Origin of the sequence: Dryocola baronae (genome assembly GCF_051297175.1) — a bacterium.
Classification (GTDB): domain Bacteria; phylum Pseudomonadota; class Gammaproteobacteria; order Enterobacterales; family Enterobacteriaceae; genus Dryocola.
In genome coordinates this window covers 1,187,457-1,213,251 of the sequence record NZ_JBINNY010000001.1, presented here as the reverse complement: position 1 = coordinate 1,213,251, position 25,795 = coordinate 1,187,457, and the positions used below count along the sequence as shown (strand labels likewise).

The following is a 25,795-nucleotide window of genomic DNA, read 5'->3' as shown; positions in this document are numbered from 1 at the left end:
TGTCTGTCTCTCACCAAAACACCTTCGGTGTTGTAAGGTTAAGCCTCACGGATCATTAGTACTGGTTAGCTCAACGTATCGCTACGCTTACACACCCAGCCTATCAACGTCGTAGTCTTCAACGTTCCTTCAGGACTCTCAGGGAGTCAGGGAGAATTCATCTCGGGGCAAGTTTCGCGCTTAGATGCTTTCAGCGCTTATCTCTTCCGCATTTAGCTACCGGGCAATGCCATTGGCATGACAACCCGAACACCAGTGATGCGTCCACTCCGGTCCTCTCGTACTAGGAGCAGCCCCCCTCAATTCTCCAGCGCCCACGGCAGATAGGGACCGAACTGTCTCACGACGTTCTAAACCCAGCTCGCGTACCACTTTAAATGGCGAACAGCCATACCCTTGGGACCTACTTCAGCCCCAGGATGTGATGAGCCGACATCGAGGTGCCAAACACCGCCGTCGATATGAACTCTTGGGCGGTATCAGCCTGTTATCCCCGGAGTACCTTTTATCCGTTGAGCGATGGCCCTTCCATTCAGAACCACCGGATCACTAAGACCTGCTTTCGCACCTGCTCGAGCCGTCACTCTCGCAGTCAAGCTAGCTTATGCCTTTGCACTAACCTCACGATGTCCGACCGTGATTAGCTAACCTTCGTGCTCCTCCGTTACGCTTTAGGAGGAGACCGCCCCAGTCAAACTACCCACCAGACACTGTCCGCAACCCGGATCACGGGTCTACGTTAGAACACCAGCCATTAAAGGGTGGTATTTCAAGGTTGGCTCCACGCAGACTGGCGTCCACGCTTCAAAGCCTCCCACCTATCCTACACATCAAGGACCAGTGTTCAGTGTCAAGCTATAGTAAAGGTTCACGGGGTCTTTCCGTCTTGCCGCGGGTACACTGCATCTTCACAGCGAGTTCAATTTCACTGAGTCTCGGGTGGAGACAGCCTGGCCATCATTACGCCATTCGTGCAGGTCGGAACTTACCCGACAAGGAATTTCGCTACCTTAGGACCGTTATAGTTACGGCCGCCGTTTACCGGGGCTTCGATCAAGAGCTTCGCCTTGCGGCTGACCCCATCAATTAACCTTCCGGCACCGGGCAGGCGTCACACCGTATACGTCCACTTTCGTGTTTGCACAGTGCTGTGTTTTTAATAAACAGTTGCAGCCAGCTGGTATCTTCGACTGCCTTCAGCTCCACGAGTAAATCGCTTCACCTAACGACAGCGTGCCTTCTCCCGAAGTTACGGCACCATTTTGCCTAGTTCCTTCACCCGAGTTCTCTCAAGCGCCTTGGTATTCTCTACCTGACCACCTGTGTCGGTTTGGGGTACGATTTGATGTTACCTGATGCTTAGAGGCTTTTCCTGGAAGCAGGGCATTTGTTACTTCAGCACCGTAGTGCCTCGTCATCACACCTCAGCGTTTAATAAGAGTCCGGATTTACCTAAACTCTCCGCCTACATGCTTAAACCGGGACAACCGTCGCCCGGCTAACATAGCCTTCTCCGTCCCCCCTTCGCAGTAACACCGAGTACAGGAATATTAACCTGTTTCCCATCGACTACGCCTTTCGGCCTCGCCTTAGGGGTCGACTCACCCTGCCCCGATTAACGTTGGACAGGAACCCTTGGTCTTCCGGCGAGCGGGCTTTTCACCCGCTTTATCGTTACTTATGTCAGCATTCGCACTTCTGATACCTCCAGCAAACCTCACAGTTCACCTTCGACGGCTTACAGAACGCTCCCCTACCCAACAACACATAGTGTCGCTGCCGCAGCTTCGGTGCATGGTTTAGCCCCGTTACATCTTCCGCGCAGGCCGACTCGACCAGTGAGCTATTACGCTTTCTTTAAATGATGGCTGCTTCTAAGCCAACATCCTGGCTGTCTGTGCCTTCCCACATCGTTTCCCACTTAACCATGACTTTGGGACCTTAGCTGGCGGTCTGGGTTGTTTCCCTCTTCACGACGGACGTTAGCACCCGCCGTGTGTCTCCCGTGATAACATTCTTCGGTATTCGTAGTTTGCATCGGGTTGGTAAGCCGGGATGGCCCCCTAGCCGAAACAGTGCTCTACCCCCGAAGATGAATTCACGAGGCGCTACCTAAATAGCTTTCGGGGAGAACCAGCTATCTCCCGGTTTGATTGGCCTTTCACCCCCAGCCACAAGTCATCCGCTAATTTTTCAACATTAGTCGGTTCGGTCCTCCAGTTAGTGTTACCCAACCTTCAACCTGCCCATGGCTAGATCACCGGGTTTCGGGTCTATACCCTGCAACTTAACGCCCAGTTAAGACTCGGTTTCCCTGCGGCTCCCCTATACGGTTAACCTTGCTACAGAATATAAGTCGCTGACCCATTATACAAAAGGTACGCAGTCACCCCATAAATGAGGCTCCCACTGCTTGTACGTACACGGTTTCAGGTTCTGTTTCACTCCCCTCGCCGGGGTTCTTTTCGCCTTTCCCTCACGGTACTGGTTCACTATCGGTCAGTCAGGAGTATTTAGCCTTGGAGGATGGTCCCCCCATATTCAGACAGGATACCACGTGTCCCGCCCTACTCTTCGAACTCACAGAATGTGCATTTTAGTGTACGGGAGTATCACCCTGTACCCTGCGACTTTCCAGACGCTTCCACTAACACACAAACTGATTCAGGTTCTGGGCTGCTCCCCGTTCGCTCGCCGCTACTGGGGGAATCTCGGTTGATTTCTTTTCCTCGGGGTACTTAGATGTTTCAGTTCCCCCGGTTCGCTTCGTTAAGTTATGTATTGGCTTAACGATAGTGTGACGAATCACACTGGGTTTCCCCATTCGGAAATCGCCGGTTATAACGGTTCATATCACCTTACCGACGCTTATCGCAGATTAGCACGTCCTTCATCGCCTCTGACTGCCAGGGCATCCACCGTGTACGCTTAGTCGCTTAACCTCACAACCCGAAGGTGTCTCGTAAGACACAATCGACGTTGTGAAAATTTGAGAGACTCGAACATATCGTATTCCCATTCCTTATTACGGAGGAATGAGACGACATGTCGTTTCAATTTTCAGCTTGTTCCGGATTTTTAAAGAGCAAATATCTCAAACATAACTCTCAGAGTCAGTTTTGAGATATTGAGGTTGGCGACTTTCACTCACAAACCAGCAAGTGGCGTCCCCTAGGGGATTCGAACCCCTGTTACCGCCGTGAAAGGGCGGTGTCCTGGGCCTCTAGACGAAGGGGACACTGAAGTCTCAATCGCAAGACGCCTTGCTTCTTTACATCTATCAGACAATCTGTGTGAGCACTACGCGGGTTGTATCTATTAGGTAAGGAGGTGATCCAACCGCAGGTTCCCCTACGGTTACCTTGTTACGACTTCACCCCAGTCATGAATCACAAAGTGGTAAGCGCCCTCCCGAAGGTTAAGCTACCTACTTCTTTTGCAACCCACTCCCATGGTGTGACGGGCGGTGTGTACAAGGCCCGGGAACGTATTCACCGTGGCATTCTGATCCACGATTACTAGCGATTCCGACTTCACGGAGTCGAGTTGCAGACTCCGATCCGGACTACGACGCACTTTATGAGGTCCGCTTGCTCTCGCGAGGTCGCTTCTCTTTGTATGCGCCATTGTAGCACGTGTGTAGCCCTACTCGTAAGGGCCATGATGACTTGACGTCATCCCCACCTTCCTCCAGTTTATCACTGGCAGTCTCCTTTGAGTTCCCGGCCGAACCGCTGGCAACAAAGGATAAGGGTTGCGCTCGTTGCGGGACTTAACCCAACATTTCACAACACGAGCTGACGACAGCCATGCAGCACCTGTCTCACAGTTCCCGAAGGCACTAAGGTATCTCTACCGAATTCTGTGGATGTCAAGAGTAGGTAAGGTTCTTCGCGTTGCATCGAATTAAACCACATGCTCCACCGCTTGTGCGGGCCCCCGTCAATTCATTTGAGTTTTAACCTTGCGGCCGTACTCCCCAGGCGGTCGACTTAACGCGTTAGCTCCGGAAGCCACTCCTCAAGGGAACAACCTCCAAGTCGACATCGTTTACGGCGTGGACTACCAGGGTATCTAATCCTGTTTGCTCCCCACGCTTTCGCACCTGAGCGTCAGTCTTTGTCCAGGGGGCCGCCTTCGCCACCGGTATTCCTCCAGATCTCTACGCATTTCACCGCTACACCTGGAATTCTACCCCCCTCTACAAGACTCAAGCTTGCCAGTTTCAAATGCAGTTCCCAGGTTGAGCCCGGGGATTTCACATCTGACTTAACAAACCGCCTGCGTGCGCTTTACGCCCAGTAATTCCGATTAACGCTTGCACCCTCCGTATTACCGCGGCTGCTGGCACGGAGTTAGCCGGTGCTTCTTCTGCGAGTAACGTCAATCACTGCGGTTATTAGCCACAATGCCTTCCTCCTCGCTGAAAGTACTTTACAACCCGAAGGCCTTCTTCATACACGCGGCATGGCTGCATCAGGCTTGCGCCCATTGTGCAATATTCCCCACTGCTGCCTCCCGTAGGAGTCTGGACCGTGTCTCAGTTCCAGTGTGGCTGGTCATCCTCTCAGACCAGCTAGGGATCGTCGCCTAGGTGAGCCATTACCCCACCTACTAGCTAATCCCATCTGGGCACATCTGATGGCAAGAGGCCCGAAGGTCCCCCTCTTTGGTCTTGCGACGTTATGCGGTATTAGCTACCGTTTCCAGTAGTTATCCCCCTCCATCAGGCAGTTTCCCAGACATTACTCACCCGTCCGCCGCTCGCCGGCAAAGTAGCAAGCTACTTTCCGCTGCCGCTCGACTTGCATGTGTTAGGCCTGCCGCCAGCGTTCAATCTGAGCCATGATCAAACTCTTCAATTAAAAGCTTGATTTGCTTCAACTCGTGAAGCGGTGCTCAAAAATTAACTTTCGTAATAATTCAACTAAATGAATTACTGCTTGGTCACTCTTCAAGACTTGATATTTTTTTGTACCCGAAGGTACTGAGATATCAATCCTGCGAGTGCCCACACAGATTGTCTGATAAATTGTTAAAGAGCAGTGAGTTAGCCGCTTTCGCCGGTTAACTCGAGGTGGCGTATATTACGCTTTCCTCTTTCAGAGTCAAGCGTTTATTTTCGCTTTCGTCTGACTGACGGGCCGGTTTGTAAGCCGTTGTGCCGTGTCAGTGGAGGCGCAGTATAGGGATTTTTCGGAGGCTGACAAGTACAAATTTTAAAAAACTTATCGATCGGTCGTTTTATAGGCAGCAAAGGTATATTTAAATCTAAATCGCCTGGTTTATAAACAAAAACGAGCCCCGAAGGGCTCGTTTATTTAGTTTTTGTGACTTACTGCACTGCCACAATATGGTTATCTTTTACTTCCAGCTTAACCAGTTTCCCCGGAATCAGCTCACCTGAGAGGATTTGCTGAGCCAGTGGGTTCTCGATTTGCTGCTGAATTGCACGTTTCAACGGCCGAGCACCATATACCGGGTCATAGCCATTTTCACTAAGCAGCTTAAGCGCGTCGTCAGAGATAGTGACTTCATAGCCGCGATCCTCCAGACGTTTGTACAGCCGCTGCAGCTGAATTTGTGCAATTGAAGCAATGTGCCGTTCGCCGAGCGGGTGGAATACCACGACTTCATCTATACGGTTAATGAATTCAGGACGGAAGCTGTTGCTCACAATACCCAGCACCAAATCCTTCATGTGTCCGTAATCCAGTTCACCGAAGCGCTCCTGAATTAAATCGGAGCCCAGGTTAGAAGTCATAATCACAACGGTATTACGGAAGTCGACCGTTCTGCCCTGCCCGTCCGTTAATCGGCCGTCATCAAGCACCTGCAACAAGATGTTGAACACATCCGGGTGCGCCTTCTCAACTTCATCCAGCAGAATCACAGAATAAGGGCGGCGGCGAACCGCTTCTGTCAGATATCCCCCTTCTTCATAACCGACATAGCCAGGAGGTGCCCCAACCAGACGCGAGACGGAGTGTTTTTCCATAAACTCGGACATATCGATACGCACCATCGCATCGTCGCTATCAAACATAAAGTTCGCTAGCGCTTTGCAAAGCTCGGTTTTACCCACGCCTGTCGGGCCAAGGAACAGGAACGAGCCAATTGGGCGATTAGGGTCCGACAACCCTGCACGGCTACGACGAATCGCGTTAGATACGGCCTCAACAGCTTCATCCTGGCCGATAACACGCTTGTGCAAATCTTTTTCCATGCGCAGCAGTTTGTCTCGTTCACCTTCAAGCATGCGGGCAACCGGAATACCGGTCCAGCGCGCAAGAACATCGGCAATTTCCACGTCCGTTACTTTATTACGCAACAGGCGCATGGTTTTGCCTTCACTCTGGGTGGCGGCAGCCAGCTGTTTTTCCAGTTCAGGAATTTCCCCGTACTGCAATTCGGACATACGGGCCAGATCGCCTACGCGACGAGCCTGCTCGATGGCGATTTTCGCCTGCTCAAGCTCTGCTTTAATAGTTTGCGTTCCGGAAAGCGAGGCTTTCTCGGCTTTCCATTCTTCTTCCAGCACAGAATATTCACGCTCTTTCTGAGCTAGCTCCTCTTCAAGCATGCTCAGACGCTTCTGGCTCGCTTCGTCAGACTCTTTCTTCAGCGCCTGCTGTTCCAGCTTGAGCTGGATGATACGACGATCGAGGCGGTCTAGCTCTTCCGGCTTCGAGTCAATCTGCATGCGTATGCTGGACGCCGCTTCATCGATAAGGTCGATGGCTTTGTCCGGCAGTTGACGATCGGCAATATAGCGGTGCGACAGTGTAGCCGCCGCGACAATTGCCGGGTCCGTAATCTGCACATGGTGGTGCAATTCGTAGCGTTCTTTCAGGCCACGTAAGATCGCGATGGTGTCTTCAACAGACGGCTCAGCTACAAACACTTTCTGGAAACGGCGCTCAAGAGCGGCGTCTTTCTCTATGTATTGACGATATTCATCAAGAGTGGTGGCACCTACGCAATGCAGCTCACCGCGAGCCAGCGCAGGTTTAAGCATGTTGCCCGCATCCATCGCACCGTCGGCTTTACCCGCGCCAACCATGGTGTGCAGCTCATCAATAAACAGAATGACATTACCTTCCTGTTTAGAGAGGTCATTGAGCACGCCTTTCAAACGCTCTTCAAATTCACCGCGGTATTTAGCTCCGGCCACCAGCGCGCCCATGTCAAGTGCCAATACTCGGCGGCCTTTCAGGCCTTCCGGCACTTCACCATTAATGATGCGCTGCGCCAGCCCTTCAACGATAGCGGTTTTACCTACGCCTGGTTCACCGATTAAAACCGGGTTGTTTTTGGTACGGCGCTGCAAAACCTGGATAGTGCGTCGAATTTCTTCATCACGGCCGATGACCGGGTCAAGTTTGCCCTGCTCGGCCCGCTCGGTCAGATCGACGGTATATTTTTTCAATGCCTGACGTTGGTCTTCGGCATTTTGATCATTCACGTTTTCACCTCCACGCATTTGCTCAATCGCAGCTGTCACGTTGGCCGTGGTGGCGCCCGCTGATTTCAAAAGGTCAGTCAATGTGCCACGCGACTCGAGCACGGCCAGAACGAAGAGTTCTGACGAGATAAAATTATCGTTTCGTTTTTGTGCAAGCTTGTCGCACAGGTTAAGAACGCGCACTAAATCTTGAGAAGGCTGCACGTCACCGCCAGTTCCTTCAACCTGCGGTAAGCGGCTCAAAGCCTGTTCGATTGCCGTGCGCAGCTGCCCCGCGTTAACGCCAGCGGAGGTCAGTAAAGGACGTACGGATCCTCCTTCCTGATTGAGCAGTGCGCTCATCAAGTGCAGAGGTTCGATGAATTGATTATCGTGACCGAGCGCCAGGGACTGGGCGTCGGCTAGAGCAAGCTGGAATTTATTGGTAAGACGATCCAGACGCATAACTCCTCCCATAGACAGGTCAAATTTGCTACTGGAGATTAAATGAGGTCATCCCTCAATTATTCAAGGTTAATGACCTGAAATATGTGAGCGTTGAGTTACCCGCACTGGATCGTCTTGATTCTATAGGTTATATCAGCCAAATAAAACTTGCCATACGGCCGGTGGTTCTGTCCCGACGATAAGAGAAGAAATCGCCTGCTTCGCTGTGGGTACAACGATCGCCGCCGTAGACCTGTTCGACGCCTACATTCGCAAGACGCTGACGTGCCAAGGTATAGATATCAGCGTAATATTTCTCGCCCGCCTGACGGAAAGCCGCAGCGGCTTTAACATCTTTAGCCATAAAAGCTTCGCGGACTTCCGGGCCAACCTCGAAGGCTTCGGGACCAATGGCGGGCCCAAGCCAGGCAATGATATTTTCCGGGCGATCTTTAAAGCAGGCCACGGTCTCTTCGAGGACGCCCTCGCACAAACCGCGCCAACCCGCATGTGCGGCTGCCACTTCTGTTCCGGCTTTATTACAGAATAGCACCGGCAAACAATCTGCCGTCATAACCGCACAAACCGTACCCGGAATATCGCTGTAGGATGCATCTGCACGTTTTGAAGCGTATGGCTCACCGGTCAGTTTCAGCACCGCTTTGCCATGCACCTGCTCTAGCCAAACCGGCTTAGCAGGGAAATTCGCAGCGGCATAAAAAAGACGACGATTCTCCTCGACGTGCTCCAGGTTATCGCCACAGTGCGCGCCCAGATTTAGCGAGTCGTACGGTGCCAGGCTCACCCCGCCGATACGTGTCGAACTACAGGCGCCGACGCCTTGCGGAATCGGCCATTCCGGAACGATCGGTTTGCTCATAACCAGTCCAGTTGATCCTTATGCAGTTCAGTATCTACACGCAGCGCTTCGATAAGCTCCACCATATCCTGTGGAATTGGCGCATGCCATTCCATCAGCATGCCGCTGATCGGGTGGTAAAGACGCAGCATCGTGGCGTGCAGTGCCTGACGATCGAACTTGCGAAGGACTGCCACAAATTCTTCCGATGCACCTTTTGGCGGACGCGGACGGCCACCGTAGAGCTGATCGCCTACCAATGGATGCGTGATATGAGCCATGTGCACGCGAATCTGGTGAGTACGGCCGGTTTCCAGACGCAGACGCAAACGCGTATGAACGCGGAAGTGTTCCATTATGCGGTAGTGGGTCACCGCGGGTTTACCCATTGGGTGAACCGACATGTGGGTGCGCTTGGTGGGGTGACGGCTAATGGGCTCTTCTACGGTGCCGCCCGCAGTCATATGACCGATAGCCACCGCTTCGTACTCACGAGTGATTTCACGCAGCTGCAGAGATTCCACCAGACGCGTTTGGGCTGGAACGGTTTTCGCCACGACCATCAGCCCGGTGGTGTCTTTATCCAGTCGGTGTACGATGCCCGCACGCGGTACATCGGCAATCGGTGGGTAATAGTGCAGCAGCGCGTTCAGAACCGTCCCGTCCGGGTTTCCGGCACCGGGATGAACAACGAAGTCACGAGGTTTGTTGATGACCAGAATGTCATCATCTTCGTAAACAATGTTGAGTGGGATATCCTGCGCTTCCCAGCGTACATCCTCATCGATTTCGGCATTGATGGTAACGCTTTCTCCACCCAACACTTTTTCTTTCGGTTTGTCGCTGACTTTGCCATTGACCAGCACGCGCTGGTCAAGAATCCATTCTTTTATACGCGAACGTGAATAATCCGGGAACAATTCGGCCAAAGCCTGATCTAAGCGTTGACCGAGTTGAGATTCGGATACTGTTGCGTTGAGTTGTACTAGTTGTGCCATAGACAGCTTCTTCGTTAACGTTGGGTTTTACGGCAATGCCGTTTAATATAGTGTGCTATTGTAGCTGGTCTTTATCGGGAGCTGGAACTGCGAGCCTCCCGGAATAACATTCTGAGGAAAGTCAAAACGTCATGACGCGTATGAAATATCTGGTGGCAGCTGCCACGTTGAGCCTGGCTTTGGCTGGTTGCTCCAGTTCCAAGGATGAGGTTCCTGATAATCCACCTTCTGAGATCTATGCGACTGCTCAGCAAAAGTTGCAGGACGGTAACTTTAAAGCGGCGATAACGCAACTGGAAGCTCTGGATAACCGTTATCCGTTCGGCCCTTACTCACAGCAAGTGCAGTTAGATCTGATTTACGCTTACTACAAAAATGCTGACCTGCCGCTGGCTCAGGCGGCAATTGACCGCTTCATGCGTCTTAACCCTACCCATCCGAATATCGACTACGTACTTTATATGCGTGGCCTGACGGACATGGCGTTGGATGACAGCGCATTGCAGGGCTTCTTCGGCGTAGATCGTTCTGACCGAGATCCGCAGCACGCGCGCGACGCTTTCAACGATTTCTCAAAACTGGTTCGCGGTTACCCAAACAGCCAGTACGTCACCGATGCCACCAAGCGTCTGGTGTTCCTGAAAGATCGTCTGGCGAAATATGAGCTTTCCGTGGCGCAATACTACACTAAACGCGGCGCGTGGGTGGCAGTAGTTAACCGTGTTGAAGGCATGCTGCGCGATTTCCCAGATACCCAGGCCACTCGCGATGGCTTGAAGCTGATGGAAAACGCGTATCGCGAAATGCAAATGCCGGGTCAGGCTGACAAAGTTGCTAAAATCATTGCCGCGAACAGCAGCAATACCTGATTTACGCAGCCAGAAACACAAAACGGCAGCCAGTGGCTGCCGTTTTTTTTTTGCCTGAAACGCGAAACTGAAACGGTTTAGCGTCAGGTCATCCCATCAAATATGGACGCTATTTCTGACTTCCACAAGCGATATCGACAGATATCCTGTCCTGACTCACAAAAAGGCTTCCTTGACAAAAAGTGACAAAATAACGTGATTTTGATCACACATTTTGACATTGAGAGAGGTATGCTGGAGTTACCAAGACGGGAAAGACAAGAGGTAACTTTATGACAATGAACATTACCAGCAAGCAAATGGAAATCACCCCAGCTATTCGTCAGCACGTCGCGGACCGTCTCAGCAAATTGGACAAGTGGCAAACACATCTAATTAATCCGCACATTATCTTGTCCAAAGAACCGCAGGGTTTCGTGGCAGACGCCACAATCAGTACGCCGAATGGACAGCTCGTTGCGAGCGCCAAGCATGATGACATGTACACGGCCATCAACGAATTAATCAATAAACTGGAGCGGCAGTTAAATAAAGTGCAGCACAAAGGTGAAGCGCGTCGCACCACCGGTTCAGTGAAAGATGTTGCCTTCGCAGAAGAATCTGAAGAAGAGTAAGTCTCAACAGTTAATTTACTTAGCAACGCGCCTCCGGGCGCGTTTTTTATTGACAGGTTGAAAACAGAGCGAGTAAGTTAACCCTCATACTTGTCAGGAATCAGCCCATGAGACATCAACCGTTTTTCTTCGCATTCTTTTTTACCTTCCCCTGACTGGGAGGCAATTCGTCGTGTGATAAAGAATGTGAAGACGAACAAACAGGCCTCCCAAAACGGGAGGCCTTTTTTATGGACATCGAAAAGGTAGCGTTATGACTGAGACAAACCCCTTACTGGCTCTGCGCGATAAAATCAGCGCCCTGGATATAAAGCTGCTGGCGATGCTGGCGGAACGCCGCGGGCTGGCGGTAGAAGTGGGTAAGGCGAAACTTGAGTCTCACCGCCCGGTGCGCGATATCGACCGCGAAAGGGATTTGCTCGAACGTTTGATTCAGCTGGGAAAAGCACATCATCTGGACGCTCATTACATTACTCGTCTGTTCCAGCTCATTATTGAAGATTCAGTTCTTACCCAGCAGGCATTGCTACAGCAGCACCTCAATAAAACCAACCCACACTCCGCCCGCGTCGCTTTCCTCGGCCCAAAAGGTTCTTACTCTCACCTTGCGGCCCGCCAGTACGCCGCGCGCCATTTCGAACAGTTTATTGAAAGCGGCTGTGCCAAGTTCCATGACATTTTCAATCAGGTGGAAACTGGCCAGGCAGACTACGCGGTAGTGCCGATTGAAAACACCAGTTCGGGCGCCATCAACGACGTCTACGATTTACTCCAGCACACTAGCCTTTCCATCGTAGGTGAAATGACGGTTCCTATCGACCACTGCGTTTTGGTCAGCGGCACAACAGATTTGGATAAAATCGACACCGTCTACAGCCATCCGCAGCCTTTCCAGCAGTGCAGCCAGTTCATTAACCGCTACCCGAACTGGAAGATTGAATACTGTGAAAGTACCTCCGCCGCCATGGAAAAAGTGGCCCAGGCAAACTCGCCATATGTTGCGGCATTGGGAAGCGAAGCGGGCGGTGCGCTATACGGCCTGCAGGTGCTAGAGCGTAATTTGGCTAACCAGACGCAAAACATCACTCGTTTCATCGTTCTGGCACGTAAGGCAATTGATGTGTCCGAACAGGTTCCAGCCAAAACCACGCTGCTGATAGCCACCGGTCAACAGGCGGGTGCGCTGGTAGAGGCTCTGCTTGTTCTGCGTAATCACAGCCTGATTATGACTAAGCTGGAATCTCGCCCAATCAACGGCAACCCGTGGGAAGAGATGTTTTATCTGGACATTCAGGCCAACCTGAAAGATGCCCAGATGCAAAAGGCCCTGCGAGAGCTGGGCGAGATTACCCGCTCCATGAAGGTGCTCGGCAGCTATCCGAGCGAAAACGTTGTGCCTGTCGATCCAGCCTGACGCTGGCTCCGGTGAGCCAGCGTCAGGCTGGCTTACCGGGTCTCTTTAAACTTTGGCTTCGGCATACCCGCCACGGCTACCTGAAGCGAAAAGATAGCGCCTGAAAGCGGGCGCTCTGCCAGCTCAGCCTCTTCCATATCTTCCCGCGTGGTGGTGATAAACAGCGTTTTCATGTCTTCACCGCCGAAGCACACCATCGTCGGGCAACGTACCGGCAACCTATATTCTTCCAATAGCTCACCTTCTGTAGATAGTCGGGCAATACGATAGCCGTCAAACAATGCCGTCCAGTAGCAGCCTTCGCTATCTACGGCTGCGCCATCGGGAATACCCTCTCCAGGAGCGAACCGCCTGAATACCTGCCTCACACCAGGCTCGCCCTGCTCGTCCAGAGGCGTGCGGTAAATCACCGCGTTTGGTGTATCAGAGGTGTACATCCACTTTTTGTCTTCGCTAAAGGCGAGACCATTCGCACCATGAATATCGTGCTGAATGACATGAGGCGTTAAGTCATTGTCGATACGGCACAGCAAAGCACCGTTATAGTCGCCCGGCCCCCAGAAAGTACCCGCATAAAAGCGCCCTTCCCGGTCGGTGCCGCCGTCGTTGAATCGGGCAAGTTCAGGATTGCTCGGGTTATCACAAATTTTCTGGGTAATCAGACCGGTTCGATTGGTCAGGTAGATACCGCTTCGCAGCGCTACGATAAACCCTCCAGCCTCGCGAAACGCAAAGCATCCTACCTCTTCAGAAAACTGGATGACGTCATGCTTGCCGCTAACCGTGTGGTAGCGATGGATTTCGTTTTCAAGAATGTCGGTCCAGTAAAGACTTTGCTCCTCGGCGTGCCACGTAGGGCATTCCGGCAGGTGACCGGTGTAATCAAACAGGACTTGCGGCTGCGCCATCTTAGGTATCCTTATCGCAAAAAAAAGCCAGCGGGCTTTCCCACTGGCTTTGATTATAAAACCTTTTTGCGATTACTGGCGGCTATCATTAGCCTGGCGTAACAATGTCCGGCTCTCGCTCTGGAAGCGCTGGGCGTAATCCCCGAACCAGTGTTCAACCTTGCGGAAGCTGTCGATAAAAGCCTGTTTATCGCCATTTTCCAGCAGGCCAATCGCCTCGCCAAAACGTTTGTAATAGCGTTTGATCAGCGCCAGATTGCTCTCTGACGACATAATAATATCTGCGTAAAGCTGCGGGTCCTGGGCAAACAGTCGCCCTACCATCGCCAGCTCAAGACGATAAATAGGAGAAGAAAGCGCCAACAGCTGTTCCAAATTAACGTTTTCTTCTGCCAGATGCAGGCCATAGGCAAAGGTCGCGAAGTGGCGCAGCGCCTGGATAAACGCCATGTTCTGATCGTGTTCAACGGCACTGGAACGATGCAAACGCGCGCCCCACACCTGAATCTGCTCCAGGAACCACTGATAATTTTCCGGCTGGCGGCCATCGCAATATACCACTACCTGTTTTGCAAGGCTGCCGCTGTCCGGCCCAAACATCGGGTGCAGGCCCAAAACGGGGCCTTTGTGCGCGGCCAGCATCGCCTGCACAGGGCCATTCTTCACCGATGCCAGATCGACCAGCACACAGTCTTCTGGCAGCTGCGGCAACTGAGCGATAACCTGCTCGGTCAGATGAATCGGCACGCTGACAATAACCATACCCGCATCGGCCATAAGCTCTTCAGCACGCGGCCAGTCAGCCTTCTCGAAGATGCGCACCTGGTAGCCAGACAAAGTGAGCATCTTCTCGAACAGACGGCCCATCTGCCCACCGCCGCCGACAATTACCACCGGACGCAGGGCCGGGAAAAGCGTCTTGAAGCCCTTATCGTTCTCGCTGGAGTAGGACTCGCGCATTACGCGACGTAGCACATCTTCAATGAGATCCGGAGGAACGCCGAGCGCCTGCGCTTCTTTACGGCGCGATGCCAGCATCGAGGCCTCACGCTCGGGAACATAAATCGGTAATCCGTAGCGGCTTTTGACTTCGCCAACTTCCGCTACCAGCTCCAGGCGCTTGGCCAAAAGATCCAGCAGCGCCTTATCCACTTCGTCGATTTGATCGCGCAGCGCGGTCAATTCAGCAACCATAGTAAAACCTCTTATGCCTTACGCGCCGCAAGCGTACCGTTCAGATCTTTGTGAATTTCACGCAGCAGGGTTTCGGTTGTTTCCCAGTTGATGCAGGCATCGGTAACGGAAACGCCGTATTTCATTTCGCTGCGCGGCTGCTCTGAAGACTGATTACCCTCGTGGATATTACTCTCAATCATCAGACCAATAATCGAACGATTGCCATCTTTAATCTGGGCGACGGCTGATTCGGCCACGCCCGGCTGGCGACGGTAGTCTTTGTTTGAATTGCCATGGCTGCAATCTATCATCAAGGCCGGACGCAGTCCCGCCTGCTCCATCTCTTTTTCGCACTGAGCAACGTCTGCTGGGCTGTAGTTTGGCGCTTTACCGCCGCGCAAAATGACGTGTCCGTCGGGGTTACCTTGAGTTTGCAGCAGGCAGACTTGGCCCGCCTGGTTGATACCCACAAAGCGGTGTGGCATGGCGGCCGCGCGCATGGCGTTAATTGCGGTGCCAAGGCTGCCGTCGGTACCATTTTTAAAACCAACCGGCATAGAAAGGCCAGAAGCCATTTCACGGTGCGTCTGGGACTCGGTAGTACGTGCCCCAATTGCCGACCAGCTAAAGAGATCGCCAAGGTACTGCGGGCTGTTCGGATCCAGCGCTTCGGTTGCCAGCGGCAGGCCCATGCTTACCAGTTCAACCAGCAGATTACGCGCAATCTTCAAACCTGCTTCAACATCAAACGAGCCATCCATGTGCGGATCGTTAATCAGCCCTTTCCAACCCACGGTAGTACGTGGTTTTTCAAAATAGACGCGCATCACGAGGTACAGACTATCGCTGACTTGTTCAGACAGTTCTTTAAAACGACGAGCATATTCAATCGCGGTTTCCGGATCGTGGATCGAGCAAGGTCCACACACCACCAGCAGACGAGGATCACGGCCAGCGATAATATTAGATATCGTCTGGCGGGAGTGCTCGATCTGGTCGGTTTGAGCGGCAGTCAGCGGAAATTCGGCTTTAAGCTGATCCGGAGTGATTAAAATCTGTTCGTCAGAAATATGAACGTTGTTCAGCGCGTCTTTTTGCATGATGGCGGTCCTGTTAGCTCGTTTGCGATAGTCGTTTCCTCAGTGAGGAGTGCATACCTTATCATGAATAGTAAAGTTTGCAATCCATTTTACGTAAACAAATAATTACACCATCAAATTAATCCTCTCAAAATGCCCCTAAAAACCCCATATCCGTAAACTTATAATTACAACCATGAATACCTAACGCTGCACACTGATAAACTATGCAAAAGGGCGTATTAGCACTGTTAAATTTGCAACACGCTTCTATGATCAAAGATGCCTCCCTCTTTGGACATCCTTATGCTGCGAGTTTCTTTATTAATGCTGCTTTTCTGTTTATCGAGCTGCCAGATAAACCCCTACACGTTTGGACCCGAACCCGCGCCAACTGACTGGTACCAGGCGGGTTGGGATGACGCAATGGCGGGTCTGACCATTCAGAATGACGAAGTTTTAAGCTACAGGCATGGCGATCGTCATGTTGACCGAAAAGACTGGCAGAGAGGTTATGCGAAAGGACAGGAACGTATATGTAATAAGGATTACCTAAGACTTGCCGGAGGGGATGGGAAACGTTTTCCACCAAGCTGTGAAAACTTAGCCAATACGGCGGAATTGAAGGCTAGCTGGCAAAGCGCCTACGACGAAGGCTTCAGAGCCTCGAGGTTGAATTAGTAATCCTAGTGGCTTAAAGCAAAGATCAAAAATCGGATCGAGACTCTATAGCTACTAATGCCTTCCCTAATGAATTCAGCGCAAAAAAAAAGGCTGCCAGATGGCAGCCCTAGATAAGGATGTCGCTTAAGCGCCAAGACGCTCTTTGATACGAGCTGACTTACCGGTACGCTCACGCAGGTAGTACAGTTTAGCTTTACGAACGGCACCACGACGTTTAACAGTAATGCTGTCGATTACTGGGGAGTGAGTCTGGAATACACGCTCAACACCTTCGCCGTTGGAAATTTTACGAACAGTGAATGCAGAGTGCAGACCGCGGTTACGGATAGCGATAACCACGCCCTCAAATGCCTGCAGACGTTTTTTAGAACCTTCAACGACCCATACTTTCACTTCCACGGAGTCGCCCGGACGGAAGGAAGGTACATCCTGTTTCATCTGTTCTTGTTCAATTTGCTTAATAATGTTGCTCATAATTTAATCTCTTATCCTGGGTAAACTGATATTTGGGGGCTTACGCCGTACCATCATGTTTATGTTGCTGTTGCGCGTGTTCCCATTGGAACTCCGCCAGCAACCTTGCTTGCTCTTCAGTCAGAGCCAGGTTTTCCAGAAGTTCAGGTCTTCTAAGCCAGGTGCGGCCCAGCGACTGTTTCAGGCGCCAACGGCGAATCTCTGCATGATTTCCCGACAGTAACACCGGCGGTACTTCCATGCCTTCTAACACTTCAGGACGAGTATAGTGAGGACAGTCCAGCAATCCATCAGCAAACGAATCTTCGATTGCTGAAGCTTCATGCCCCAGAACTCCCGGAATAAACCGTGAGACGGAGTCAATCAGCGTCATTGCTGGCAACTCACCGCCGCTGAGAACGTAATCGCCGATTGACCATTCTTCGTCAATTTCGGTTTGGATCACGCGCTCATCGATTCCCTCGTAACGGCCACAAACCAGAATTAACTTCTCGTTGGTTGCCAGTTCACAGACGCCTGCTTGATCAAGCTTGCGTCCCTGAGGTGAAAGATAGATAACCTTTGCGCCTTCCCCTGCCGCCGCTTTCGCTGCGTGGATGGCTTCCCTTAGCGGGTTTACCATCATGAGCATACCCGGTCCGCCGCCGTAGGGACGATCGTCCACGGTACGGTGCCGGTCATAAGTGAAGTCACGCGGACTCCAGCTCTGGATGCTCAGCAGGCCATTTTTAACTGCCCGGCCAGTTACCCCGTAATCGGTAATTGCGCGGAACATTTCTGGAAACAGGCTAACTACACCAATAAACACAAGCCAATCCCCATCACGCCGTGCTGTTACCGTTTATCCGGAGGTTTAGAAACCAGGATCCCAATCTACTTCAATCGTTTGAGTAGCGAGATCGACTTTCTTGATAACCTGCCCATCGAGGAACGGAACCAGCCGCTCCTTGATACCGAATGCATCTTTCAGGTTTGCCTTAATGACGAGAACGTCATTGGAGCCAGTTTCCATCATATCGATGACTTTACCGAGCTGGTAACCCTGAGTCGTCACTACCTGGCAACCCATGAGGTCTTTCCAGTAGTAGTCACCTTCTTCAAGGTTTGGCAACTGCGTTGAATCGATCACAATTTCACAATTGGTGAGCAGATTCGCGGCATCCCGATCGTCAATGCCTTTCAGCTTGATGATCAGATCCTGATTGTGGTGCTTCCAGCTTTCCAGCTGTACTTGCTGCCACTGACCCGCCTTCTGGATAAACCAGGGCTGATAGTCAAAAATGCTATCGGCGTCTTCGGTGGAGGAAAACACTCTGAGCCAACCACGAATACCGTAGCAGGATCCCATCTTGCCCAACACGATTGGGTTAACAGGTGCCTTTGCGGAGAGTTGATTGCTCATCATGACCACCGTGACAGATTAAGCTGCTTTTTTTGCTGCTTTGATCAGCGCAGATACGCGATCGGAAACGGTAGCGCCAAGGCCAACCCAATGCTCGATACGATCCAGATCCAGGCGAGTTGCCTCTTCTTTATCGTTAGCGATAGGGTTGAAGAAACCAACGCGCTCAATGAAGCGACCGTTACGTGCATTACGGCTGTCAGTAACAACAACCTGGTAGAACGGACGCTTTTTAGCGCCGTGACGTGCTAAACGAATAGTTACCATAACATCCTCTTTAGTGAATAAAACACCGGGCCCCATCGAGGGACGGAGCCCGGTGTCATATTAAAAGCCCGAAAATTTTACTCATTTGGGCGCAAAAAGCAATCTAAATGAGTTTAACGACCTGGGAAACCTGGCGGCATCATGCCTTTCATACCGCGCATCATTTTCGCCATTCCGCCTTTCTTCATCTTCTTCATCATGCGCTGCATGTCGTCGAACTGCTTAAGCAGACGGTTAACATCCTGCACCTGCATACCTGACCCCTGCGCGATACGGCGCTTACGGGAACCTTTGATGATTTCTGGCGCCGCGCGTTCTTTGAGCGTCATGGAGTTAATAATCGCCTCCATGCGCACCAGAACTTTGTCATCCATTTGGGATTTGACGTTATCCGGCAACTGGCCCATGCCCGGCAGCTTGCTCATCATGCTCGCCATGCCGCCCATGTTTTTCATCTGCTTAAGCTGCTCAAGGAAGTCGTTCAGGTCGAAACCGTCGCCTTTCTTCAGCTTGCTGGCCAGCTTCTCGGCCTGCGCGCGGTCAACTTTGCTCTCGATATCTTCGATAAGCGACAGCACGTCGCCCATGCCAAGAATACGTGAGGCGATACGATCCGGGTGGAACGGCTCCAGGGCTTCGGTTTTTTCGCCGACGCCGAGGAATTTGATTGGCTTGCCGGTGATGTGGCGAATCGACAGAGCAGCACCGCCGCGCGCGTCACCGTCGACCTTGGTCAACACGACGCCGGTCAGCGGCAGCGCTTCGTTGAACGCTTTCGCCGTATTGGCCGCATCCTGGCCGGTCATTGCATCGACCACAAACAGGGTTTCAACCGGGTTAATCGCGGCGTGAACCTGTTTGATTTCGTCCATCATCGCTTCGTCTACATGCAGACGACCGGCGGTATCCACCAGCAGCACATCGTAGAACTTAAGCTTCGCTTCTTTTAGAGCCGCATTAACGATATCGACAGGCTTTTGCGCGACGTCAGACGGGAAGAAATCAACGCCCACCTGCTCGGCCAGCGTTTCCAGCTGTTTGATCGCCGCCGGGCGATAAACGTCGGCAGAAACCACCAACACTTTCTTTTTGTGCTTCTCGCGCAGGAATTTACCGAGCTTACCGACGCTCGTCGTTTTACCCGCCCCCTGCAAACCCGCCATCAGCACAACCGCTGGCGGCTGTGCGGCAAGATTCAGCACGGCGTTTTCTTCGCCCATTGCCGCAACCAGCTCGGCGCGAACAATTTTGACGAATTCCTGACCCGGAGTCAGACTTTTGTTAACTTCGTGACCAACCGCTTTTTCTTTTACACGGCTGATAAAATCGCGCACTACCGGCAGCGCAACGTCCGCTTCCAGCAATGCCATGCGCACTTCGCGCAGCGTTTCTTTAACGTTCTCTTCAGTCAGCCGCCCACGGCCGCTGATATTGCGCAGGGTACGCGACAGACGGTCAGTTAAATTATCAAACATTGTATTTTGCCTAACGTGGTAACTTAAGGCCGCAGATAGCGACACAAAACGGAATTTGGCGGATTATAGCATGAAGCGGTCTCAGGTGTGATCCAACGGTTGGAGCAGGCGACAGGTAACGTTATACTGCCTTTTTTCATCTCTGGCTAAATTGACCGACACCCTATATGCCTGTTTTCGCACTCCTTGCGCTTATAGCCTACTCCATCAGCCTCGCGCTGATCGTTCCCGGCCTGCTTCGAAAGAACAGTGCGTGGCGCCGTTTAGCAATTTTATCGGCCACCATCGCGCTTGTCAGCCACGCGCTGGCGCTGGAAGCTCGCATCTTTGCGGGTGACGGTGGGCAAAATCTCAGCCTGCTAAACGTCGGCTCACTGGTCAGCCTGATGATCTGTACGGTAATGACGATCGTCGCCTCGCGCAATCGCGGCTGGCTCCTTTTGCCAATCGTCTATGCCTTTGCGTTGATCAATCTCGCGTTCGCCACCTTTATGCCTAACGAATTCATCACCCATCTGGAAACCACGCCGGGCATGATGATTCATATCGGGCTAGCTTTGTTTGCCTACGCTACGCTTATCATTGCCGCGCTTTATGCTCTGCAGCTGGCGTGGATAGACTTCCAGCTTAAAAATAAAAAGCTCGCCTTCAGCGCCGAAATGCCACCGCTGATGGTCATCGAACGCAAAATGTTTCATATCACCCAGGTCGGGGTGGTACTGCTGACGCTGACGCTCTCAACCGGCCTGTTTTATATGCACAATCTCTTCAGCATGGAAAACGTCGACAAGGCAGTACTGTCTATTCTCGCATGGTTTGTCTACATCGTTTTGCTGTGGGGACACTATCATGAAGGTTGGCGAGGCCGCCGCGTGGTGTGGTTTAACGTCACCGGTGCCGCGATTCTGACCCTTGCCTACTTTGGTAGCCGGGTTCTGCAACAGTTCGTTGGCTAATTCTGCATTTTAAAGGACATACCTTTTGGAACACATCTCAACCACCACGCTGATCGTCACGCTGATCGTCATGGTGGTGGTTTCGGCGTACTTCTCCGGTTCAGAAACCGGCATGATGACGCTCAACCGCTATCGCCTGCGCCACCTTGCCAAACAGGGCAACCGCGCGGCGAAACGCGTCGAAAAACTCCTTCGCAAGCCGGACCGCCTTATTAGCCTCGTGCTTATCGGCAACAACCTGGTGAATATCCTTGCTTCCGCTATCGGCACCATCGTCGGTATGCGTCTTTATGGCGATGCGGGCGTGGCCATCGCAACCGGTATTCTCACCTTTGTCGTACTGGTATTCGCCGAAGTGCTGCCAAAAACCATTGCCGCACTGTATCCGGAAAAGGTCGCCTTCCCCAGCAGCTTCCTGCTTGGCCCGCTGCAAATCCTGATGATGCCGCTGGTCTGGCTGCTGAACGTCATTACCCGCATGCTGATGCGCATGGTGGGCATCAAAACCGATAATGTGATCAGCGCCGCGCTCAGCAAAGATGAACTGCGCACCATCGTGCACGAATCACATTCTAAAATTTCTCGCCGCAACCAGGACATGCTGCTTTCGGTATTGGATCTCGAAAAGGTCAGCGTCGACGACATCATGGTGCCGCGCAATGAAATCGTCGGCATCAACATCAACGATGACTGGAAATCCATCGTCCGCCAGCTCACGCACTCCCCCCACGGCCGCATCGTGCTCTACCGCGACAACCTCGACGATACCATCAGCATGCTGCGCGTGCGCGAAGCCTACCGCCTGATGACGGAAAAGCAGGAGTTCACCAAAGAAACCCTGCTACGCGCCGCCGATGAAGTCTATTTTGTTCCGGAAGGCACCCCGCTCAGCGTGCAGCTGGTTAAATTCCAGCGCAATAAAAAGAAAGTGGGCCTGGTGGTGGACGAGTACGGCGACATTCAGGGGCTTATCACGGTAGAAGATATTCTTGAAGAAATCGTCGGTGATTTTACCACCTCCATGTCCCCGACCCTTGCCGAAGAAGTGACGCCGCAGAACGACGGCTCGGTGATCATTGAAGGCAGCGCCAACGTGCGTGAAATCAACAAAGCCTTCAACTGGACGCTGCCGGAAGACGACGCGCGCACCATAAACGGTATGCTGCTCGAAGAGCTACAGGAAATTCCCGCTAACGATACGCGGGTGCGCATTTCCCATTACGATATCGACATTCTCGACGTGCAGGAAAACATGATTAAGCAGGTGCGCGTCACGCCCGTGAAGCCGCTGCGTCAAAGCGTTGAAGAATAGCAGGCAAAAAAAAGCCAGCCGCTAAGGGCTGGCTTTTTTGTTAAATACAACTTACTTCGCTTTCGCCACGGATACCATCGCGGCGCGAATGGTACGGCCATTCAGGGTATAACCCTTCTGCATTACCATCAGCACGTGGTTTGGCTCAACCTCATCGGATTCAACCATGGCAATCGCCTGGTGTACGTCCGGGTTAAACGGCACGTTGGTGTCGCCCACGACCTCCACGCCAAACTTGCGAACCACATCAAGCATGGATTTCTGCGTCAGCTCAATCCCTTCAACCATAGCGGCCAAATCCGGATTCGCCTTATCAGCCACTTCAAGCGCGCGATCCAGGCTATCAATCACCGGCAGCAGCTCATTGACAAATTTATCCAGCGCAAACTTGTGCGCCTTCTCGATATCCAACTCGGTACGACGACGCAGGTTTTCCATCTCAGCTTTAGTGCGCAGCAGGCTTTCGCGCTCGCGCTGCTGGACTTCTTCCAACTGTGCAGTCAGATCGGCAATTTGTTCGTCGCGCGGATCCACCTCGACGCCTTCTGCGGCTTCGACTTCTACGTGGCTGTCCATTGCAATATCGTCAGAGACTTGCTCGTCTGGTGTTTTCTGTTCTTTACTACTCATGAAATTCTCCGCGTTTTTAGCATTCATCTCGCTGGTTCGCTTATTATGGGGATCAGTTTCCGGGATTCAAGGGAACGTGACATATTGTCGTAAACGTCTGCGTATAAGGACCACCACAATGACCACCAAAATAGCGAACTCACATTTCAAATGCATTGGCATTGTCGGGCACCCTCGCCACCCCACGGCACTGACCACGCATGAAATGCTCTACCGGTGGCTATGCGGCAAAGGCTACGAAGTCATTGTGGAGCAGCAAATTGCCCAGGAACTGAACCTGAAAAACGTCAAAACCGGTACGCTCGCTGAAATTGGCCAGCTTGCCGATTTGGCAGTGGTGGTCGGTGGCGACGGCAATATGCTCGGCGCAGCGCGCGTGCTGGCACGCTACGACATAAAGGTCATCGGCATCAACCGTGGCAACCTCGGATTCCTCACGGACCTCGACCCGGACAACGCGCAGCAACAGCTGGCAGACGTGTTGGAAGGCCACTACATCGCCGAAAAACGCTTTCTGCTGGAGGCCCAGGTCTGCCAGCATGATAAGCCAACCCGCCTGAGCACCGCCATCAACGAAGTGGTGCTGCACCCGGGTAAAGTTGCCCACATGATTGAATTCGAAGTCTATATAGATGAAGTCTTCGCCTTTTCGCAGCGCTCCGATGGCCTGATTATCTCCACGCCAACCGGCTCTACGGCCTATTCGCTCTCCGCAGGCGGCCCTATTCTCACGCCCTCTCTTGATGCGATTACCCTGGTGCCGATGTTCCCCCACACGCTCTCCGCGCGCCCTTTGGTAATCAATAGTAGCAGCACCATTCGCTTGCGCTTTTCACACATGCGCAGCGACCTGGAAATCAGCTGCGACAGCCAGATTGCCCTGCCGATCCAGGAAGGTGAAGACGTGCTGATCCGCCGCTGCGACTACCATCTCAACCTGATACACCCTAAAGACTACAGCTATTTCAACACGTTGAGCTCAAAGCTTGGCTGGTCAAAAAAATTATTCTAAAAAGCGCCTCAGCCACTTTACTGTATAGATAACCAGGATATACTGTACGTAACTACAGCTATGTTGTTATATACAGGAAGGTGGCTATGCTCGCTCAACTCACCATCAGTAATTTCGCAATCGTTCGTGAACTGGAAATCGACTTTCACCACGGCATGACGGCCATCACCGGGGAAACCGGTGCCGGTAAATCTATTGCGATTGATGCCTTAGGGTTGTGCCTGGGTGGCCGCGCGGAGGCCGACATGGTTCGCCAGGGTGCTAGCCGTGCAGACTTATGCGCCCGCTTCTCCTTAAAAGACACCCCTGCGGCCCAGCGCTGGCTCGAAGAAAACCAGCTTGAAGAAGGCCGCGAGTGCCTGCTGCGGCGCGTGATCAGCAGCGACGGTCGTTCCCGTGGCTTTATTAACGGTACAGCTGTTCCGCTCTCCCAACTGCGCGATCTCGGCCAACTGCTGATCCAGATCCACGGTCAGCATGCACATCAGCTACTGCTAAAACCTGAACATCAAAAAAACCTGCTGGATGGTTACGCCGGGGAGCAAACGCTGCTGGCGCAAATGGCCGAGCGTTACCGTGCCTGGCACCAGAGCTGCCGCGATCTGGCGCAGCATCAGCAGCTTTCTCAGGAACGCGCCGCCCGCGCGGAACTGCTGCATTACCAGCTTAAAGAACTCAACGAGTTTGCGCCCGTCGCCGGTGAGTTCGAACTCATCGACGAAGAGTACAAGCGCCTGGCGAACAGCGGCCAGCTGCTCTCCACCAGCCAGCAGGCTTTGAATATTCTCGCCGACGGTGAAGACGTCAACCTGCAAAGCCAGCTCTACACCGCCACCCAGCTCATGGCTGAACTGGTCGGCATGGACGTTAAGCTCTCCGGTGTGCTGCAAATGCTGGAAGAGGCCGCCATCCAAATCTCCGAGGCCAGCGACGAACTTCGACACTACTGCGATCGCCTGGATCTGGACCCAAACCGTCTGTACGAACTCGAACAGCGTATTTCCCGGCAGATTAACCTTGCGCGTAAGCACCACATCTCTCCTGAGGAGCTGCCGCTGTTCCACCAGAAACTGCTTGATGAACAACAGCTGCTTGACAGCCAGGCAAGCTCGCAGGATGAACTGATGCAGGCCGTCGCCCATCATCACCAGCAGGCGCTGTCCTTAGCCCGTGAACTGCATCAGCGCCGTAGCCACTACGCCGCCGAGCTGTGCGGGCTTATCACCGAAAGCATGCACTCGCTTTCTATGCCGCACGGCAAGCTCGCCATCGACGTTGAATTTAACGAAAACCACCTGACGGCCGAAGGGGCTGACCGCATCGACTTCCGCGTCAGCACGAACCCGGGCCAGCCTTTGCAGCCTCTAGCGAAAGTTGCTTCCGGCGGCGAGCTGTCGCGCATTGCGCTGGCGATCCAGGTGATTACCGCCCGCAAGATGGAAACCCCGGCGCTAATTTTCGATGAAGTGGACGTGGGTATCAGCGGGCCAACCGCTGCGGTAGTAGGGAAACTGCTGCGCCAGTTAGGGGAATCTACCCAAGTAATGTGCGTCACCCACCTGCCGCAGGTTGCGGGCTGTGGTCATCACCACTTCTTCGTCAGCAAAGAAACTGACGGCGAAATGACCGAGACCCACATGCAGCCGCTGGACAAGCGTTCGCGCCTGCAGGAGCTGGCTCGCCTGCTCGGCGGCAGCGAAGTTACCCGCAATACGCTGGCGAACGCAAAAGAACTGCTGGCCGCTTAATTGAATTCAACGGCGCGGCAGGTTACC

General features: G+C 52.7%; 21 protein-coding genes, 1 tRNA gene, 2 rRNA genes and 1 other annotated feature. Of the genes, 9 read left to right on the top strand and 15 right to left on the bottom strand.

The features are described from left to right. Positions 1-34: 34 nt before the first annotated feature. From ACSPHG_RS05560 to rluD, 6 genes are all read right to left on the bottom strand, one after another. Positions 35-2,942 (bottom strand): 23S ribosomal RNA (locus ACSPHG_RS05560). A 220-nt stretch (positions 2,943-3,162) separates the two neighbouring features. Continuing rightward, a tRNA-Glu gene (locus tag ACSPHG_RS05555) sits at positions 3,163-3,238 on the bottom strand. An 85-nt stretch (positions 3,239-3,323) separates the two neighbouring features. After that, positions 3,324-4,865, bottom strand: a 16S ribosomal RNA gene (locus tag ACSPHG_RS05550). Together the 16S and 23S rRNA genes with 1 tRNA gene alongside form the textbook arrangement of a ribosomal RNA operon. A 470-nt stretch (positions 4,866-5,335) precedes the next feature. Continuing rightward, positions 5,336-7,909 (bottom strand): ATP-dependent chaperone ClpB, encoded by a 2,574-nt coding sequence (gene clpB, locus ACSPHG_RS05545; protein ID WP_435952517.1) that lies wholly within the window; start codon positions 7,907-7,909, stop codon positions 5,336-5,338. A gap of 130 nt (positions 7,910-8,039) precedes the next feature. Further along, positions 8,040-8,771, bottom strand: coding sequence for a purine nucleoside phosphorylase YfiH (yfiH, locus tag ACSPHG_RS05540; protein WP_435952516.1), 732 nt, complete (start codon positions 8,769-8,771; stop codon positions 8,040-8,042). Then, positions 8,768-9,748, bottom strand: a complete 981-nt coding sequence (gene rluD, locus ACSPHG_RS05535) for a 23S rRNA pseudouridine(1911/1915/1917) synthase RluD (RefSeq protein ID WP_435952515.1) — start codon at positions 9,746-9,748, stop codon at positions 8,768-8,770. Before rluD ends, yfiH begins: the two co-directional genes overlap by 4 nt. Before the next feature lie 131 nt (positions 9,749-9,879). Here rluD and bamD point away from each other — a divergent pair, with 131 nt between their 5' ends. The 4 genes from bamD to pheA all read left to right on the top strand — a co-directional run bounded on the left by bamD (position 9,880) and on the right by pheA (position 12,645). Further along, the gene (bamD, locus tag ACSPHG_RS05530; protein WP_435952514.1) at positions 9,880-10,617 is read left to right on the top strand and encodes an outer membrane protein assembly factor BamD; all 738 of its coding nucleotides are present in this window, start codon (positions 9,880-9,882) and stop codon (positions 10,615-10,617) included. Between the two features lie 272 nt (positions 10,618-10,889). Then, a complete protein-coding gene (gene raiA / locus ACSPHG_RS05525) occupies positions 10,890-11,231 on the top strand; it encodes a ribosome-associated translation inhibitor RaiA (protein WP_435952513.1) in 342 nt (113 codons plus the stop codon). 106 nt (positions 11,232-11,337) lie between these two features. Further along, positions 11,338-11,463, top strand: a sequence feature (Phe leader region). Further along, the gene (gene pheL, locus ACSPHG_RS05520; protein WP_202306931.1) at positions 11,339-11,386 is read left to right on the top strand and encodes a pheA operon leader peptide PheL; all 48 of its coding nucleotides are present in this window, start codon (positions 11,339-11,341) and stop codon (positions 11,384-11,386) included. Its footprint overlaps the feature before it by 48 nt. Before the next feature lie 21 nt (positions 11,464-11,484). After that, the gene (pheA, locus tag ACSPHG_RS05515; protein WP_435952512.1) at positions 11,485-12,645 is read left to right on the top strand and encodes a bifunctional chorismate mutase/prephenate dehydratase; all 1,161 of its coding nucleotides are present in this window, start codon (positions 11,485-11,487) and stop codon (positions 12,643-12,645) included. Between the two features lie 32 nt (positions 12,646-12,677). Here pheA and ACSPHG_RS05510 read toward each other — a convergent pair whose 3' ends face one another. From ACSPHG_RS05510 to aroF, 3 genes are all read right to left on the bottom strand, one after another. Continuing rightward, the gene (locus tag ACSPHG_RS05510) at positions 12,678-13,553 is read right to left on the bottom strand and encodes an SMP-30/gluconolactonase/LRE family protein (RefSeq protein ID WP_435952511.1); all 876 of its coding nucleotides are present in this window, start codon (positions 13,551-13,553) and stop codon (positions 12,678-12,680) included. Positions 13,554-13,625: 72 nt separating this feature from the next. Next, positions 13,626-14,747, bottom strand: coding sequence for a bifunctional chorismate mutase/prephenate dehydrogenase (gene tyrA, locus ACSPHG_RS05505; protein WP_435952510.1), 1,122 nt, complete (start codon positions 14,745-14,747; stop codon positions 13,626-13,628). Between the two features lie 11 nt (positions 14,748-14,758). Beyond that, entirely contained in the window at positions 14,759-15,829 is a 1,071-nt protein-coding gene (gene aroF / locus ACSPHG_RS05500) for a 3-deoxy-7-phosphoheptulonate synthase AroF (RefSeq protein WP_435952509.1), read from the bottom strand. A 261-nt stretch (positions 15,830-16,090) separates the two neighbouring features. Between aroF and ACSPHG_RS05495 the strand changes: the two genes are divergently transcribed. After that, positions 16,091-16,489, top strand: a complete 399-nt coding sequence (locus ACSPHG_RS05495) for a DUF2799 domain-containing protein (RefSeq protein ID WP_435952508.1) — start codon at positions 16,091-16,093, stop codon at positions 16,487-16,489. Positions 16,490-16,615: 126 nt separating this feature from the next. Here the strand turns inward: ACSPHG_RS05495 and rplS are convergent, their stop codons facing one another. From rplS to ffh, 5 genes are all read right to left on the bottom strand, one after another. Beyond that, positions 16,616-16,966 (bottom strand): 50S ribosomal protein L19, encoded by a 351-nt coding sequence (gene rplS / locus ACSPHG_RS05490; protein ID WP_016193098.1) that lies wholly within the window; start codon positions 16,964-16,966, stop codon positions 16,616-16,618. A gap of 40 nt (positions 16,967-17,006) precedes the next feature. Beyond that, positions 17,007-17,774: a tRNA (guanosine(37)-N1)-methyltransferase TrmD gene (trmD, locus tag ACSPHG_RS05485; RefSeq protein WP_435952507.1), complete on the bottom strand. Its 768-nt coding sequence runs from the start codon at positions 17,772-17,774 to the stop codon at positions 17,007-17,009. A 45-nt stretch (positions 17,775-17,819) separates the two neighbouring features. After that, positions 17,820-18,368 (bottom strand): ribosome maturation factor RimM, encoded by a 549-nt coding sequence (gene rimM, locus ACSPHG_RS05480; RefSeq protein ID WP_435952506.1) that lies wholly within the window; start codon positions 18,366-18,368, stop codon positions 17,820-17,822. An 18-nt stretch (positions 18,369-18,386) separates the two neighbouring features. Beyond that, on the bottom strand, positions 18,387-18,635 hold the full coding sequence (gene rpsP / locus ACSPHG_RS05475) for a 30S ribosomal protein S16 (RefSeq protein WP_435952505.1): 249 nt from the start codon (positions 18,633-18,635) through the stop codon (positions 18,387-18,389). Between the two features lie 113 nt (positions 18,636-18,748). Continuing rightward, positions 18,749-20,110 (bottom strand): signal recognition particle protein, encoded by a 1,362-nt coding sequence (gene ffh, locus ACSPHG_RS05470; RefSeq protein ID WP_435952504.1) that lies wholly within the window; start codon positions 20,108-20,110, stop codon positions 18,749-18,751. 167 nt (positions 20,111-20,277) lie between these two features. Between ffh and ACSPHG_RS05465 the strand changes: the two genes are divergently transcribed. Then, positions 20,278-21,066: a cytochrome C assembly family protein gene (locus tag ACSPHG_RS05465; protein WP_435952503.1), complete on the top strand. Its 789-nt coding sequence runs from the start codon at positions 20,278-20,280 to the stop codon at positions 21,064-21,066. 25 nt (positions 21,067-21,091) lie between these two features. Further along, entirely contained in the window at positions 21,092-22,378 is a 1,287-nt protein-coding gene (locus ACSPHG_RS05460; RefSeq protein ID WP_435952502.1) for an HlyC/CorC family transporter, read from the top strand. A gap of 51 nt (positions 22,379-22,429) precedes the next feature. Here ACSPHG_RS05460 and grpE read toward each other — a convergent pair whose 3' ends face one another. Further along, on the bottom strand, positions 22,430-23,008 hold the full coding sequence (gene grpE / locus ACSPHG_RS05455; RefSeq protein ID WP_435952501.1) for a nucleotide exchange factor GrpE: 579 nt from the start codon (positions 23,006-23,008) through the stop codon (positions 22,430-22,432). A 118-nt stretch (positions 23,009-23,126) separates the two neighbouring features. Here grpE and nadK point away from each other — a divergent pair, with 118 nt between their 5' ends. Beyond that, positions 23,127-24,020 carry an NAD(+) kinase gene (gene nadK / locus ACSPHG_RS05450; protein ID WP_435952500.1) on the top strand — a complete coding sequence of 298 codons (894 nt, stop codon included), beginning with the start codon at positions 23,127-23,129 and terminating at the stop codon, positions 24,018-24,020. Between the two features lie 86 nt (positions 24,021-24,106). After that, positions 24,107-25,768: a DNA repair protein RecN gene (recN, locus tag ACSPHG_RS05445; protein WP_435952499.1), complete on the top strand. Its 1,662-nt coding sequence runs from the start codon at positions 24,107-24,109 to the stop codon at positions 25,766-25,768. The last annotated feature ends 27 nt before the right edge of the window (positions 25,769-25,795 follow it).